Genomic DNA, 14,967 nt, shown 5'->3' on the forward strand with positions numbered 1-14,967 from the left:
TCCTAGTGTGATGATCTAAAGTGGTGAGCAAACAAACCACTAAGTTGTGGAATGAAATGTGCAGGAATATCATGCCCCATTCCTTGGATTAATTCAAACTTAGCACCAGAAATTGCTTTTGCAACAGCTTTCCCGTGACTTGGTGGTAACAGTCGGTCTTTTGATCCGTGTACAACCAGTGTCGGCTGAGTCATCGTTTTGTTCAATGGTAACAGAGAACCCGTACATAATATTGCTAAAAACTGTTGAAGTACACCCGCTGGATAAAAACTACGACGATATAATTTGCGAATGGTTTGAATTGATTCAACTGGATTGACATAACCCGGCGAACCAATAATACGGAAAACATTCAGGCTGTGATTAATAATGGTTTCTTCATCATGTGCAGCTGGCTTACCGAGTAGGCTAAAAAGTTGTTTCGGATAAGGTGGTAGCAGAAGCGGTTGATTATTGCTGGTAAATAATAAGCCGACCTTTTCTACTTTTTCTGGATATTTTGCCGCAACAATTTGTGAAATCATACCGCCCATAGAGGCACCCAGAATATAGGTTTTCTCTAGGCCAAGCTGATCAATCAGCATCGCAACATCATCAGCCATATCATAAAGCGTGTAGGGTGCACCTTCATTACCCAGACCAAACATAAAGCGGCTCATCAATTTCATGGTATTGAGCCGTTTGCCTTTATTGCGGATTTTAGAAGAGAGACCGATGTCACGGTTATCAAAACGGATGACTCGGAAGCCTTGATCAATCAGCGCTTTACAGAAAAAATCAGGCCAGAATAACATTTGTGCGCCTAAACCCATGATCAGTAAAATCGTTGGGTGTTCAGGATTACCGCCAATTTCAACATGCAATTCAATGCCATTGCCCAAAGTCACTTTGGTTTCTTGCATAAAGGAAGCGTATGGCGACACATTAAACTGGAGGGCACTGTTCATGATATTCGTTCCGAATTGAATTCTTTTTATCGCTTAAGGGTTTGCCGGACATTCTTTTCTCAGCAAACCCTCGTATTTAAAACCTAAACCTGTGCTGGAATCAAGTCCGGAACCAGTTTGGTCAAAGTTAAACGTTGTTTACCTGCAGTTGCACCTAATAGGACAAATCCTCTTAAGGTACCTTCGCCATCCGCTGCTTTTGCAAGCATCCCATCTTCAAATTCTTCAGTTTCCCAGTTCACCTCAACATCCAGTGGCGCTGGTAATACGGTTAATGGTGCGGCAGGGGTTTTCACTGCGACTGGCATGGCAGGGTAGTGAACAGCAGTACTTTGACCACTCAAGGTTTTTGCCAAAGCACGGGCTTGTTGCATGATCGGCATGACGAATGGAAGCAAGGTACCATTCACTTCAGCACAGTCACCCACGGCATAAATATCAGCCTGACTGGTTTCTAATAAAGTATTAGTAATAATGCCACGACTGGTCTGGATGTCTGCTGCTTTAGCTAAAGCAATATTTGGCTGTAAACCAATTGCAGAAAGGACAATATCTGCAACTAAGGTTTGACCATTCGCTAAAGTGACTGCATAGTCTTCACCATCATTAATTTTCGTGACTTTTTCAACGGTCGTTGAAAGGGCAAATTTAATGCCTGCCTGTTCTAAATTGGTTCTAAATGCATCTGCCACATGGTTTGGCAATAAACGACCTAAAGGCTGTGGTGCAAGATCAATGACCGTTACTTCATAATCACTGTGCAGTAAGTCATTGGCAAATTCACAGCCAATCAGGCCGGCACCCAGAATCACAACACGTTTGTCTTTACGTTTCGACAGATTTTCACGGAAAGTACGATAGTCAATCAGGGAGTTCACTACGTGGATGTCTTCGCTACCGTCACCCGCAATCGCTAAACGGATTGGATTTGCGCCGACTGCGAGGACCAATTTTGAATAAGGTTGGGTAATGCTTTCGCCATTTTTTTCTAAAATAATTTCATGTTTTTCGGCATGGATTTCTTTGACCCAAGTTTCTGCTTCGATGCGCATATTCAATTGGGTCGCCATTTTTGCAGCATCGCCTAACGCAATTTGTTCGGGTGCTTTTTTACCTGCAAAGGCATTTGATAATGTTGGTTTTGCATAATTTACCGCATCGTCCGCACAGATCATGACCAGCTCTTGCTCTGGGCTTAATTTGCGAAATTCTCGTGCAACGGTATATCCAGCCATACCTGATCCGATGATGACGATAGGGTGCATTATATTCTCCAGTATTTTCTTATGTAAAAATGAACACTCAGAAAAAAAGACCATGATTCTCATAGTCTTTTTTCTTTAATCTTTAGATTTCAACCATTTCAAAATCAGCTTTTGAAACGCCGCAATCTGGGCAAGTCCAGTCATCAGGAATATCTTCCCATTTGGTTCCTGCTGCAATGCCGTCTTGTGGCCAACCTTCTGCTTCGTCGTAAATCCAACCACAAACGATACATTGATATTTTTTCATGTGACTCTCCAAACTGATCGGTATGCTCAAGTTGCCTTTCAGTAAAACTATTCCGTAATGTCGCTATGATCGCTGCAAGAGGAACTAACTTATGTTAATCGGGAATTAGATTTTTACGCAGAACGACATTTAAGTAAAGTAAATGCAAGAGTTTAATCATTTATTCAAAAAGCGATATGGCAATTCTATCTGAAAGTCTTGTTATTTGAGCAATTGCTCTAAATTTTTATCAAAAGTTCAGGACTTATATAATGAAAAAAGCCAATCGTATAAAAATAGTATGTATAAAAAACAAACATTCAAAATCAAGTTATGATGAAGAAAACAACGATAGAAGGAGAATAACGCATGGAAACCTTATCTTATAATATTAAAATTTATGCGACCCCTGAAAAAGTCTGGCAGGTGCTTTGGTCACCTGAAAGTTATCCAGAATGGACCAAATTCTTTGCCTGTGATTCCACCATGAAAACAGACTGGAAAATAGGGGGTAGAACTTATTTTGGTGATGGTAAAGGCAATGGCATGGTCTCTACCATTGAAAGTCTGGATGAACCGAAAGAGGTTGTGTTTAAACATCTGGGAATGATCAAGAATGGTCAGGAAGATCTGGACAGTGATGAAGTCAAAGACTGGGTAGGCGCTTTGGAAAAATATATGTTGTTTGATTTTAATGGCGAAACGCAACTGCATGTTGAAGTGGATATTCAGCCAGAGCATGCAGAATTTATGAATAAAGGCTTTGATCAGGGCCTTGCCATGGTGAAACATCTGGCTGAGAAATAAGCCCTGAGAATGTTGATTTAACAAGGCCAACTGTTGCGTAATCTCGATTCAAAATTGATAAATATTCATTTTTTTGAATTGTCTGATTGAAATAATACGAAAATGGGTTGTGATCTGCTATTCTATGTCACTTCATTTTTTACTTAATCGAGGCAGAGATGACGCAACAAAACGCTCAATCGACTTCTGAACAAACACTTTCCGAAAACGATTTAATCGCACAGCGTCATGCCAAGTTAAAGCAAATCCAAGAGACTGCAAAACAAACGGGTAAGAGCCCGTGGCCAAACACGTTTAAACGTGAACACTATACAGCTGATTTGCAAGAACAATTTAAAGATCAAGATAAAGCACAAATCGAAGGTGCTGAAAAAGTTTATGTCAAGGTTGCTGGTCGTGTGATGCTTAACCGTGGATCATTTATCGTGATTCAGGACATGACAGGTCGTATCCAGCTTTATGTCGATCGTAAAGGTTTACCAGCAGACATTTTAGAAACGATCAAGAGTCTGGATCTTGGCGATATTATTGCTGCTGAAGGCTATATCGGTCGTTCTGGTAAAGGTGACTTATATGTACACCTTGAAGGTTTTGAATTACTGACTAAATCATTACGTCCACTGCCAGACAAATTCCATGGTTTAACCGATACTGAAGCGAAATATCGTAAACGTTATCTCGACTTGATCGTAAACGAAGAAACACGTAAGACCTTTGAGATTCGTGCCAAAGTGGTAGCGGGTATCCGTGCATTCTTAACCAATGAACGTTTCATGGAAGTTGAAACGCCAATGATGCATGTGATTCCTGGCGGCGCATCTGCGAAGCCGTTCGTCACGCATCATAATGCATTGGATATGGAGCTTTATCTCCGTATCGCACCAGAACTTTATTTGAAACGTTTGGTTGTTGGTGGTTTCGAGCGTGTGTTTGAAATTAACCGTAACTTCCGTAACGAAGGTGTTTCAACACGTCATAACCCAGAATTCACCATGATCGAATTCTATCAAGCTTATGCTGACTATAAAGACTTGATGGTATTGACTGAGAATATGCTTGAAAAGCTGGCAATTGATATTTTAGGTACTACTGATGTGCCGTATGGTGAAGAAGTTTATAGCTTCAAAGGCCCATTCAAGAAAATCTCAATGTTTGATGCGATTCTTGAACATAACCCAGATTTCACCCCTGAAAATGTCAATGATCGTGAGTTCTTGGCGAAATTTACTCAAGAAGTGTTGAAAGAGCAGGTTAAACCTGGTTTTGGTTTAGGTAAGTTGCAAACCATCGTGTTTGAAGAAACAGTAGAAACCAAGTTACGCCAGCCAACATTCATTACTGAATATCCAGCTGAAACCTCACCGCTTGCGCGCCGTAATGACGACAATCCGCATATTACGGATCGTTTCGAATTCTTTATCGGTGGTCGTGAGTTAGCCAATGGCTTCTCGGAGTTAAATGACCCGATTGATCAGGCTGAGCGTTTCCAGGCACAGGTTGCAGAAAAAGATGCAGGTGATGATGAAGCAATGCATTACGATGCTGACTTTATTGAAGCATTGGAATATGGTTTACCGCCTACAGCAGGTCAGGGTATTGGTATTGACCGTTTGGTGATGTTGTTTGCCAACGCACCAAGTATCCGTGATGTACTGTTATTCCCGCATATGCGCCGTAAAGATTAATACGCTTTACCTTAAAAAAAGCCACATTTAGCGTGGCTTTTTTTATGCTTGAATGAATTATTCAGCTTGCATTTCTTTTGCTAACTTTTCTGCGGCCTGCATAATTTTAGGTGTAACGCTATCCATTCGTTTATAGCCCACTTGCATGCTTTTTTGCATCACGATTGGCATTTTATCAATCATGGATTGCCCTACAGGCGTTTTATAGAATTGGATCATGCCGTCAATTTCCTCTTGGGTAAATTCTTCGGCATAGATTTTAATCATTTCTGGTTCTAATTTTGCCCATGTCAATTCCTCTTGCATAATTTTGCCAAGTTCCTGAGAATAATTTACCATGGCAAGTTCTTGTTTTGTTGTTAATTTTTTGCCTTGAGTGATCTTATCCATATTTGAATGCATCATGCTATTCATCTGCTGACTCATTTGACCAAGAAATTGTTCAGACTTGGTTATTTTTAATAACTCTTTTACAGATTGGTTTGACGCTGGCTGAGCAAACGCAGGAATTGAGATTGTTGCCGCAAGGATAAATGTCGCAATAATTTTCATTATTTGATTTCAGTCGTGTTATAGGTGAAATAAATGTTACTGACAGGCATCAATTATTGTCAATTTTATCCTGCATGTTAAAAAATGTAATTGTTTCGTTTGACGATTGAAATGTGCTCATAAACCAACGATCATGTGTCCATAAATAAATTTGAGAACAGTCTGGACATGTTTTTAAAAAAATCGCTTTGTATCGCATTATTTGCTGCTCTTTCTTCTCCTGTATTTGCTCAGGGTCTTGTACTCAACGATGAAAATTTAAGAACGGATTTAAACTGGTTAAACCAGCAAGGTGTCATTCAAATCAGTACATCGACTTGGCCAATGAGCGGTGATGAAATTCAACGTGCATTGTCACAAGCAAAAGTGAGCAATAACACGCAGCAGAAAGTCATTAATTCTGTATTGAATGCATTACAGGCAGATAATGAAACAGTCAAAGTCGGTTTGCATGCTGGTACTGATCTTAAAACTGTTCCTCAGGCTTTTGGTGATAACCAGAAATCTCAATATCAGGCCGCTGTAGAGTTCAATGCAGGTGGTGAGAATTGGGATGCCAAACTGCGTGTCAATGGAGAGAAAGATCCATTGATTGATAATGGAAACGACGTCAATGTCGAAGGTTCGTATATCGCAGGTAAACTTTGGAACCAATGGATTGTCGCTGGTCAAATTCCGACTTATTGGGGGCCGGGACATGATGGTAGCTTGATTCGTGGTGATGCCAGCCGTCCAGTATATGGCGTGACAATGCAACGTGCAGTTCAAGATGCATTTGAAACCAAATGGTTGTCTTGGATTGGGCCGTGGCAATATCAGGCTTTTGCTGGTCAGTTAGATGACTATAAAGCTGTTCCTGACACAAAATTAATTGGTTTGCGCTTAACTGCACGACCATTTCCAGCCTTAGAAATCGGTGCTTCACGTGCGATTCAGTGGGGTGGAGAAGGACGACCTGAAAGCTTTAGCTCATTGTGGGATGCTTGGACAGGCACCAAAGACAATGGTGGTACAGGTAAAGAAGATCCATCTAACCAGATTGCAGGCTTTGATGGTCGCTTATTCTTACAACCATTATTTAATGTGCCAGTCAGTTTATATACACAATTTGTAGGTGAAGATGAAGCGGGTGGCCTACCTGCAAAATATATGTACCTCGGTGGTGCTGATTTCTCATCAAGCTATAAAAATATGCCGTACCAACTCTACGCAGAATGGGCGGACACACGTACCAATGGCGAAGCAAAAGGTATTTCATATAGCCATACCACATATAAAGATGGTTACTATCAGCATGGGTTCCCGTTAGGTCATGCAATGGGTGGCGATGGTCAAATGTATTCGGTTGGTGGTGATATTCGTTTTGATGTGATGAATCGCCTGAGTGGACGTTTACTATATGCAAATGTCAGTCAAACAAGCCGTGTCGAATTGAATAACGATGCATTTCCTAAAGCAGATAAAATTAAAGGTTTAGATCTAACCTGGACACATTATCTAAAACCAACAATTCCATTGAAAGTGAATGGTTGGGTGAGTGATTCTGACCTACATGGCAGTGATGGTGGTGTTTCTGTAGGCGTTGAAATTCCATTAGAAACAAAAATGTTCCGCTTTTAAACAAAGCTGAGCCGATAAAAAAAGAAGTCCAGATGGGCTTCTTTTTTAATTTATTCATGTGAAATAGATTGTATTGATATTCCATAAACTTATTTTCATATCATAATTTTGCATATTGATATGAAAAAACAAGCTAAAGAATCGAATCTAAATTATTATAATGAATATCCTTTACTCGATCGTGAAAGTAGCACGAGTAAGAATCTTGATATCATGAAAAATTGGAGTTGTTATGGCACTCGTTCCTCCACACAGTCTTCAAAGTGGTGGTTTGATACCACTTATAGATTTTATGGATAGCATGGATAAGGGGGAAATTGTACATGACTGAAAATAGATTAACGCACCTCAAGCAACTTGAGGCAGAAAGTATTCATATTATTCGTGAAGTTGCAGCCGAATTTGAAAATCCTGTGATGCTTTACTCAATTGGTAAAGACTCAGCAGTGATGTTGCATCTTGCACTCAAAGCTTTCTATCCGGCAAAACTTCCATTCCCGTTGTTGCATGTAGATACGGGCTGGAAGTTTAAAGACATGATTGCTTTCCGTGACAATATGGCAAAAACACACGGCTTTGATTTGATCGTGCACCAAAATGTTGAAGGTCGTGATGCAGGGATTAATCCATTTGATCATGGTAGTTCAAAATATACCGACATCATGAAAACCCAAGGTTTAAAGCAAGCCTTGGATAAGTATCAGTTTGATGCTGCATTTGGTGGCGCGCGCCGTGATGAAGAAAAATCACGTGCCAAAGAACGTGTGTATTCGTTCCGTGATAGTAAGCATCGTTGGGATCCTAAGAACCAGCGTCCAGAACTTTGGAATCTTTACAATGGTAAAGTGAACAAGGGTGAGAGTATTCGTGTATTCCCATTATCGAACTGGACTGAGTTAGATATCTGGCAATATATTTATCTGGAAAATATCCAGATTGTTCCTCTTTATTTCTCTGCAGTTCGTCCTGTGGTTGAACGCAGTGGCACGTTGATCATGGTGGATGATGAACGTATGCGCTTAAAAGAGGGTGAAGTTCCACAAATGAAATCGGTACGTTTCCGTACACTTGGCTGTTATCCGTTAACAGGTGCAGTTGAGTCTGAAGCAGATACCTTGCCTGAAATTATTCAGGAAATGCTTTTAGCAACCAGTTCTGAGCGTCAGGGTCGTATGATTGACCACGACGAAGCGGGCTCGATGGAAAAGAAAAAGCAAGAAGGTTATTTCTAGTTTCCTTAAGCAAGTCCCTCTTTTTAAAGAGGGATTTAGGGAGATTAAAAGCGATTTCTAAAGAATATGTGGAGTTTTGAGCAATGTCTCATCAATCAGATCTTATTAGCCAAGATATCTTGGGTTATTTAAAACAACATGAACAAAAAGACTTATTGCGCTTTTTGACTTGCGGTAACGTCGATGATGGTAAAAGTACTTTAATTGGTCGTTTACTTTACGATTCAAAATTGATTTATGAAGATCAATTGCAAGCCGTAACACGTGACAGTAAGAAAGTGGGAACCACAGGTGATGCACCTGACCTTGCTTTGCTGGTCGATGGTCTACAGGCAGAGCGTGAGCAGGGTATTACCATTGACGTGGCTTATCGTTATTTCTCTACTGAAAAGCGTAAGTTCATCATTGCGGATACGCCTGGACATGAACAATACACACGTAACATGGCAACAGGTGCATCCACTGCCGATCTTGCCATTATCCTGATTGATGCGCGTTATGGTGTGCAAACCCAAACTCGCCGTCATTCATTTATTGCTAGCTTACTCGGTATTAAAAATATCGTTGTTGCGATCAATAAAATGGACTTGGTTGAATTCTCTGAAGCGCGTTTCAACGAAATTCAGGTTGAATATGATGCATTCGTAAGCCAACTCGGCGATCGTCGTCCTGAGAATATTTTATTCGTGCCTATCTCGGCATTGAATGGCGATAATGTGGTGAATCCATCTGCAAGCACGCCATGGTACAAGGGTCAAACCTTGATGAGCATTCTTGAGTCTGTGGAAATTAAGCGCGAATCAAATAAACATGAATTCCGTTTCCCAGTACAGTATGTAAACCGTCCAAACCTTGATTTCCGTGGTTTTGCTGGAACGATTGCATTAGGTGCAATCAATGTAGGTGATGAGATTGTTGCATTGCCATCAGGCAAGAAATCAACGGTGAAAGAGATTGTCACTTTTGATGGCAATCTTGAGCAGGCCGTTGCAGGTCAGGCCGTGACTTTAACTTTAAATGATGAAATTGATATTTCTCGTGGTAACGTTTTAGTCCGTGCGGGCGAGCAGCCTTTGATTTCACGTAGTGTTCGTGCTTCAGTGGTCTGGATGAATGAACATCCATTGGTGAAAGGTAAGCTTTACAACGTCAAAATTGGTACTCAGACAGTTCCGGCTAAAGTCACTGCAATTAACTTCCGTGTCAATGTAAATACATTAGAGCATACGCAAGTTGAAGAGCTTGAACTGAATGCAATTGCGGATGTAGTGGTTGAGTTTGATGCACCAGTGGTCTTTGACCAATATCAAGACAGCCGTTATACAGGTTCATTTATCTTTATTGACCGTTTAAGCAACGTCACTGTTGGTGCAGGTATGGTTGAAGCGGCAGTTGAATGGACTGCACATAGCAATCCTGTGACTGCGGAAGATCGTGCAGCTCGTTTAGGTCAGAAGCCTGCGGTAATTGGTGTTTCTGCACAGTTGATTGAGAAAGCTCAAGCTTTAGAGAGTTTATTGATTCAGCAAGGTGTGGTTGCGATTGCAAAAGCTAATTTAACGGCTGAGCAAATTACATTGTTACGTGAAACAGGTGTGGTGGTTATTACGACAACTGTTGAAGGTACAGATACTGATATTACGGCAGAAACGGTTGAAGAAACCACTGAGAAAGTAGTGGAATTGGTTCGTCTTTAATAGACTGAATTGATTTGAAAAAACCCGCGTAAGCGGGTTTTTTTATGCTTATGGCTTTAACCGTCTAATAATAAATCATTTAAAATATATATGATATTTCACATAAAATATTTCTCTATACAATGCCTGCCTTAGAGAGGTAGGTATGAAAAAAATATTATTTTTAATGGGTTTATGTCTGGCTTTTAATGTTGAGGCCAAACAGGTAGGGAATAGTACAGCGGCAATTAAACGAAAAATTATTCAAGAATCTATTGAGAGCTATCCAGGTAATTGCCCATGCCCCTATAACACTGCACGTAATGGTAGTCGCTGTGGAAAACGTAGTGCTTATAACCGTGCAGGCGGATACACACCTTATTGTTATCCAGAGGATGTGAGTGATCGAAAGGTGAAAGAGTATAAAGAAAAGAAAAACTTGGCCTGAAAAAAGCCCCTGCAATAGGGGCTTCTCAATAAATCAAAGCTGCCTTTTTAAAAGGCATGCATGGATAATCTACAAATATATTGTTGGGGATCTAAAGGATAGTTTTTAATTAGTTTTAAGAAAACAGCCTGATCACCCTGATACAAAGCACGAGTTGCTTCTTCGTAATTGGGCATGTTGCCTAACATCGCCGACATAAAGCGATCAGTGGCTTGCTTGGCAAGCATGATATTGCTTTCAGATGCTGGGTCATTCAATTCCTTATCAATCAGCTTTCGAATCACGGCTGATGCACTGGCACTCTGTTGGTCTAACCAGTCCCAATGTTTTTTCTGTAAAGTAATTTCACGAGAGATAACGCCGAGCTTCGGTCGCCCAACTTTTTTTGCTGGCTCAGGCTCGCTATAACGTTGTTGGATTTCTTGTTCAGAACCAGAAAGATCAAGATCAATTTGTCGACCAGTTTGATCATTGAAAATCAAAATATTCTCGGCAGTTTCAGAAAGACGTTTGAGCTTTAATGCAATGTCAGGAAGTTGCGCTTGAGCAATCAGCGTGTTACCTGAAAAAGCAGTATAGGTATTTTGAGTATTCATTTTATTTAAATAGTTTTATACGGGTAAAATAATATTATCAGGGTAAAAATAAATTAGCAAACAAATTCATTCATCTTCTAAAAGCAACCTGAACTCGTTGGGATAAATTTTGCAAACCGATATAAAAAATTATGCAGATAGAATGCCAATTTTCATTTTTATTCTGCTTTGATAACGCTTTTATGAGACAATGTTTCTTTATTTATGTGTATAAGGTCTCCCATGATTGAGCAATCTCCTGAATCTTTAAGCGATATCGAAGTTTTAGACATTTTACAGTCTATGAAAAAAGATAAGCTGGATACGGAAGCAAATGAGATTATCCGTAATGGGGGGAAAGCTGGTCGTCAAGAAGCACATAAACAAGCTTTGGTTGCACTGAATACAAGTTTTGAAGACAAGTTCGTTGAAGCTGTAACATTGGCATTAGGTTTAAATTCAGGCCAAGCTAAAAAAATTCGTTATAAAAAAGACCGTATTCGCATTTTAAAAGCGCGTGGAATTGATTATTTAGCCATTGATGGTGCAGAAACTGCACAGGTGCTTGCTCAGGTTGCACAGGCCATTGGTCGTGAAGATGCGACGGTGACTCATGACTTGCACAATATTTTTCCATTTTGGAAAGAAGGCTGGCCAATGGTTCAATTTGACAATGCATATAAGATTTTAGCAGAAGATATTACGATCCATTATCAAGCGACTTTGGATACATTGTTGGCACAACTCGGCGGAAACTAAGCGCGGATAGTAGCCCGTTCTACTCATCGTCAAACATAACAAGGATTGTTAGTTTATGAGTTCATTTCCTCGTATTCCACCTGAAGCATTAAATGTGTTACGTGAAGGGCAATTGATTGATGCCATCAAGATTACACGTGAGCAAACAGGATTAGGTTTGAAGGAATCAAAAGATTTAATTGATCAGTATTTGCAAGAACATCCACAAGAACAGGCCCATGTGCAGGAGCAGTTGGCGCAGAAAAGTCGTGGTGGAATAAAGGTTGTTGTTTTTATTATTGTGATATTGGCTGTTCTGATCTGGTTTGTAATGAAATAAATAAAGCCCGTAAATCGGGCTTTATTTTTGATCTTTGCTTAGTCTTCGGAAGTGGTGAGAGACTCATTTTCCTGACTTGGTAAAACTTGTGTGACAAGTAATTGGTCAATTTTATAATGGTCAATATCGACCACTTCAAACTTGAATCCAGCATATTCTACGGCATCAGCAGGACGCGGGATCTTGCGTAGGCGATACATAATAAAGCCAGCAATAGTTTCGTAATTCTCATTTTCAGGAAACTCTTCAATTTCCAAAACATGTTTGACGTCTTCAATTGGTGTGCCGCCATCAATCAACCAAGAATGATTGTCGCGTTTAATAATCTGCTGTTCTTCATCCATTGGAGTGACCCAGTCACCCATGACCGTGATCATGATATCACTTAGGGTAATCACGCCAACAACCAAGGCATATTCATTAATGACGACTGCAAATTTCTCTTTGGTTGAGCGGAAGCGGTCTAGTAATTCTGACAGGGTTAAGGTATCTGGAATCATTAACACATTACGAATGGTTGATTCATTCAGTTGTGTAAAAGACTGTTTATTGAGAATACGGACCAGAATATCTTTGGCGTCGACATAGCCGATCACCTGATCAATATGTTCATTACAAACCAGAAATTTTGAATAAGGATATTCACCCAGTTTTTGACGAATACTATCTTCAGGTTCTGTCAGGGTAAAAAACACTACATTTTCACGTGTGGTCATACTTGAAGGAACAGTACGTTCTTCGAGTTCAAACACGTTTTCAATAAAATGATGTTCTTGCTTTTGTAAAACCCCAGCTTGTGCACCTGCATCCATGACCGCTGAAATATCATCAAAGGTAATATTGTCGTCACGAATGGTATTGACCTTAAATAAGCGGAATAACAGATTGGCAATCGCATTGATGCCCCATGCCAACGGCTTGCAGATTTTAATAAAAATCTGAATCGGCTCGATCACGCTAATGGCAATTTTTTCTGGTGCAATCATCGCCAAACGTTTTGGCATAAGATCGGCAAATAAAATGAATAGAGAAGTGACCATGGTAAAGGAAAGGGCAAAACCAATCGTCTCTAACCAAGGGCCTGAATAAACCCGTACAATCAGGTCAACGAAGAAAGGTCGGAAAGCCGCTTCACCGAGAATACCACCTAAGATTGCAACGGCATTTAAACCAATTTGCGAGGCTGCGAAGAAGTCAGCGGATTGTTCTTGTAGATCTAAAACTTTTTGTGCGCGGGTTTCGCCAGATTCGGCCAAAATTTTTAATTTAACTTTTCTAGCGCCAGCGAGAGCAATTTCTGTGAGTGATAAAAAGCCTGCTGCTGAAATAAGCAGGGCGATAACAATAATATTTTGGAAGAGACTCACACATCACCTGTGTTGCATATTATTATGAATATGTTGTAACACAAAAAAGAACAGAGGTAATCAAATCATTACCTCGTTATAACAATTTCGCTTAAGAAACAAGCATATCCATAGGGAATTAAATATTATTATAGAGCAATATTTTAGTATTGTGAAAACTGTGAGTTATTTAAGAGAAATTCACGATTCTCTTCCTCAATCATCTGCCGTGCAACAAACAGGATAAGCTGTCTTAACCAGCGATGTGCAGGATGATGATGCAGTAAAGGACACCAAGCCATTTTTAATTCAAATTCAGGAATATAAAATGGAGGATCCTTTATAACCAGTTTTGGATTTTGTGTTTGCAAACGTGCCATGCGTGTTGGCAAGGTCGCAATCAAATCAACATTTTGTGCTAACAGTGCTGGCATTTGATAATGACGGGTAAACACTGAAATTTTACGGCGTTGACCAATACGTTCTAAAGCCTGATCAATCCAGCCAAGACCTGCCTGTTTATCCGGATTCACACCGAAGCCCACACCCATTCCTGTTTTTGATACCCAGATATGCTGTGCATCTAAATAGCTTTTCAGGTTTAAGTGAGTCACAGCAGGGTGTTTGTCATTTAAAATACAGCTAAAGCTATCGCGCCAGACCAGAACCTGATGGAAACTTTGTGGAATTTCATTGAAGCGGTTAATGGCGAGATCAACTTTACCTTGCTCCATGTCTCGATAAGACACATCACTCGGTGTTAAGAAATCCAGTACAACATTTGGCGCTTCCGAGCGCAATGCCTTGACAAGACGAGGCACTAGGGTCGCTTCGGCATAATCCGAAGTCATGATACGAAACACACGAGTACTGGTATAAGGACGGAATTCGGTACGCGGCTCTAAAATCATGGAAAGATCTGACAGCGCATCGCGAATACGAGGTTGTAATTCCAATGCACGCTCAGTAGGCGTCATGCCTTCAGAAGAGCGAATCAGTAGGGGATCATTAAATAAGTTACGTAAACGACGTAAAATATTACTCATCGCAGGCTGGGTAACACCGAGTTGCTCTGCGGCGCGTGTGACATTTTTTTCACGAAGAAGTACGTCAAGATAAATTAATAAATTAAGATCGACCCGCTCCAGATTCATAAAAAAAATACCGAAAATAAAATCCTTAAATTGTGTTGAATTATGACATATCTAAAGTCTTTTGTGTAACTTAATCCTACATAAAAGCAACAGCCACAAGGTGTGTCATGGAACTTGGCACATTGAGTTAATTTATTAAATTAAGATCGGTTGATTTTAGCTCAATTACTTTTTTAGAGCTGGCATAAAACAGGGTGAAAATTTATATCTATTTACGATTTGAGCGCCTGTTTTTTCGCATTTTTTGAACTGATCAGTCTAGAAAAATGGCCTGAAATAGGGTTTTTATACATTTTAGTGTATCTTGAAAATTGATTAAAAAAATTTATTTATGTATTATTTTTAAGGATTTTGAT

At 40.0% G+C, this 14,967-nt stretch carries 15 protein-coding genes; 8 read left to right on the forward strand and 7 right to left on the reverse strand.

The window, feature by feature from the left end; all coding sequences use genetic code 11:
* Positions 1–2 precede the first annotated feature (2 nt).
* The 3 genes from estB to rubA all read right to left on the reverse strand — a co-directional run bounded on the left by estB (position 3) and on the right by rubA (position 2,459).
* On the reverse strand, positions 3–947 hold the full coding sequence (gene estB / locus A9Z07_RS16405; RefSeq protein ID WP_069579874.1) for an esterase EstB: 945 nt from the start codon (positions 945–947) through the stop codon (positions 3–5).
* A gap of 83 nt (positions 948–1,030) precedes the next feature.
* Positions 1,031–2,212, reverse strand: a complete 1,182-nt coding sequence (gene rubB / locus A9Z07_RS16410) for a rubredoxin reductase RubB (protein WP_069579875.1) — start codon at positions 2,210–2,212, stop codon at positions 1,031–1,033.
* An 82-nt stretch (positions 2,213–2,294) separates the two neighbouring features.
* Positions 2,295–2,459: a rubredoxin RubA gene (rubA, locus tag A9Z07_RS16415; protein WP_004678010.1), complete on the reverse strand. Its 165-nt coding sequence runs from the start codon at positions 2,457–2,459 to the stop codon at positions 2,295–2,297.
* A 348-nt stretch (positions 2,460–2,807) separates the two neighbouring features.
* Here rubA and A9Z07_RS16420 point away from each other — a divergent pair, with 348 nt between their 5' ends.
* Entirely contained in the window at positions 2,808–3,245 is a 438-nt protein-coding gene (locus A9Z07_RS16420) for an SRPBCC family protein (RefSeq protein WP_004773659.1), read from the forward strand.
* A 158-nt stretch (positions 3,246–3,403) separates the two neighbouring features.
* On the forward strand, positions 3,404–4,930 hold the full coding sequence (lysS, locus tag A9Z07_RS16425; RefSeq protein WP_005258762.1) for a lysine--tRNA ligase: 1,527 nt from the start codon (positions 3,404–3,406) through the stop codon (positions 4,928–4,930).
* A 57-nt stretch (positions 4,931–4,987) separates the two neighbouring features.
* Here lysS and A9Z07_RS16430 read toward each other — a convergent pair whose 3' ends face one another.
* Entirely contained in the window at positions 4,988–5,482 is a 495-nt protein-coding gene (locus A9Z07_RS16430) for a DUF2059 domain-containing protein (protein ID WP_069579876.1), read from the reverse strand.
* Between the two features lie 168 nt (positions 5,483–5,650).
* Here A9Z07_RS16430 and A9Z07_RS16435 point away from each other — a divergent pair, with 168 nt between their 5' ends.
* The 4 genes from A9Z07_RS16435 to A9Z07_RS16450 all read left to right on the forward strand — a co-directional run bounded on the left by A9Z07_RS16435 (position 5,651) and on the right by A9Z07_RS16450 (position 10,458).
* Positions 5,651–7,102 carry a capsule assembly Wzi family protein gene (locus A9Z07_RS16435; protein ID WP_069579877.1) on the forward strand — a complete coding sequence of 484 codons (1,452 nt, stop codon included), beginning with the start codon at positions 5,651–5,653 and terminating at the stop codon, positions 7,100–7,102.
* Between the two features lie 323 nt (positions 7,103–7,425).
* Entirely contained in the window at positions 7,426–8,334 is a 909-nt protein-coding gene (gene cysD, locus A9Z07_RS16440) for a sulfate adenylyltransferase subunit CysD (RefSeq protein ID WP_005231558.1), read from the forward strand.
* An 83-nt stretch (positions 8,335–8,417) separates the two neighbouring features.
* Complete coding sequence (gene cysN, locus A9Z07_RS16445) at positions 8,418–10,031, forward strand: sulfate adenylyltransferase subunit CysN (protein WP_069579878.1); 1,614 nt, start codon at positions 8,418–8,420, stop codon at positions 10,029–10,031.
* 145 nt (positions 10,032–10,176) lie between these two features.
* The gene (locus tag A9Z07_RS16450; protein WP_047429000.1) at positions 10,177–10,458 is read left to right on the forward strand and encodes a hypothetical protein; all 282 of its coding nucleotides are present in this window, start codon (positions 10,177–10,179) and stop codon (positions 10,456–10,458) included.
* Between the two features lie 47 nt (positions 10,459–10,505).
* Here the strand turns inward: A9Z07_RS16450 and A9Z07_RS16455 are convergent, their stop codons facing one another.
* Entirely contained in the window at positions 10,506–11,054 is a 549-nt protein-coding gene (locus A9Z07_RS16455; protein WP_069579879.1) for a DUF2239 family protein, read from the reverse strand.
* Between the two features lie 222 nt (positions 11,055–11,276).
* Here A9Z07_RS16455 and A9Z07_RS16460 point away from each other — a divergent pair, with 222 nt between their 5' ends.
* Positions 11,277–11,792, forward strand: coding sequence for a hypothetical protein (locus A9Z07_RS16460; protein ID WP_004773643.1), 516 nt, complete (start codon positions 11,277–11,279; stop codon positions 11,790–11,792).
* 55 nt (positions 11,793–11,847) lie between these two features.
* Positions 11,848–12,111 carry a ribosomal protein L7/L12 gene (locus A9Z07_RS16465; RefSeq protein WP_069579880.1) on the forward strand — a complete coding sequence of 88 codons (264 nt, stop codon included), beginning with the start codon at positions 11,848–11,850 and terminating at the stop codon, positions 12,109–12,111.
* Positions 12,112–12,149: 38 nt separating this feature from the next.
* Here the strand turns inward: A9Z07_RS16465 and A9Z07_RS16470 are convergent, their stop codons facing one another.
* Together A9Z07_RS16470 and A9Z07_RS16475 are read right to left on the reverse strand one after the other, a co-directional pair.
* Entirely contained in the window at positions 12,150–13,478 is a 1,329-nt protein-coding gene (locus A9Z07_RS16470; RefSeq protein WP_004773640.1) for a hemolysin family protein, read from the reverse strand.
* Positions 13,479–13,621: 143 nt separating this feature from the next.
* Positions 13,622–14,611: a LysR family transcriptional regulator gene (locus A9Z07_RS16475; protein ID WP_004773639.1), complete on the reverse strand. Its 990-nt coding sequence runs from the start codon at positions 14,609–14,611 to the stop codon at positions 13,622–13,624.
* Positions 14,612–14,967 lie beyond the last annotated feature (356 nt).

Origin of the sequence: Acinetobacter sp. YK3 (assembly GCF_001729365.1) — a bacterium.
GTDB classification, from domain to species: domain Bacteria; phylum Pseudomonadota; class Gammaproteobacteria; order Pseudomonadales; family Moraxellaceae; genus Acinetobacter; species Acinetobacter vivianii.

Coding starts and splice junctions, on each gene's coding strand:
- estB (WP_069579874.1), bottom strand. CDS start 947: ATGAACAGTGCCCTCCAGTTTAATGTGTCGCCATACGCTTCCTTTATG.
- rubB (WP_069579875.1), bottom strand. CDS start 2,212: ATGCACCCTATCGTCATCATCGGATCAGGTATGGCTGGATATACCGTT.
- rubA (WP_004678010.1), bottom strand. CDS start 2,459: ATGAAAAAATATCAATGTATCGTTTGTGGTTGGATTTACGACGAAGCA.
- A9Z07_RS16420 (WP_004773659.1), top strand. CDS start 2,808: ATGGAAACCTTATCTTATAATATTAAAATTTATGCGACCCCTGAAAAA.
- lysS (WP_005258762.1), top strand. CDS start 3,404: ATGACGCAACAAAACGCTCAATCGACTTCTGAACAAACACTTTCCGAA.
- A9Z07_RS16430 (WP_069579876.1), bottom strand. CDS start 5,482: ATGAAAATTATTGCGACATTTATCCTTGCGGCAACAATCTCAATTCCT.
- A9Z07_RS16435 (WP_069579877.1), top strand. CDS start 5,651: ATGTTTTTAAAAAAATCGCTTTGTATCGCATTATTTGCTGCTCTTTCT.
- cysD (WP_005231558.1), top strand. CDS start 7,426: ATGACTGAAAATAGATTAACGCACCTCAAGCAACTTGAGGCAGAAAGT.
- cysN (WP_069579878.1), top strand. CDS start 8,418: ATGTCTCATCAATCAGATCTTATTAGCCAAGATATCTTGGGTTATTTA.
- A9Z07_RS16450 (WP_047429000.1), top strand. CDS start 10,177: ATGAAAAAAATATTATTTTTAATGGGTTTATGTCTGGCTTTTAATGTT.
- A9Z07_RS16455 (WP_069579879.1), bottom strand. CDS start 11,054: ATGAATACTCAAAATACCTATACTGCTTTTTCAGGTAACACGCTGATT.
- A9Z07_RS16460 (WP_004773643.1), top strand. CDS start 11,277: ATGATTGAGCAATCTCCTGAATCTTTAAGCGATATCGAAGTTTTAGAC.
- A9Z07_RS16465 (WP_069579880.1), top strand. CDS start 11,848: ATGAGTTCATTTCCTCGTATTCCACCTGAAGCATTAAATGTGTTACGT.
- A9Z07_RS16475 (WP_004773639.1), bottom strand. CDS start 14,611: ATGAATCTGGAGCGGGTCGATCTTAATTTATTAATTTATCTTGACGTA.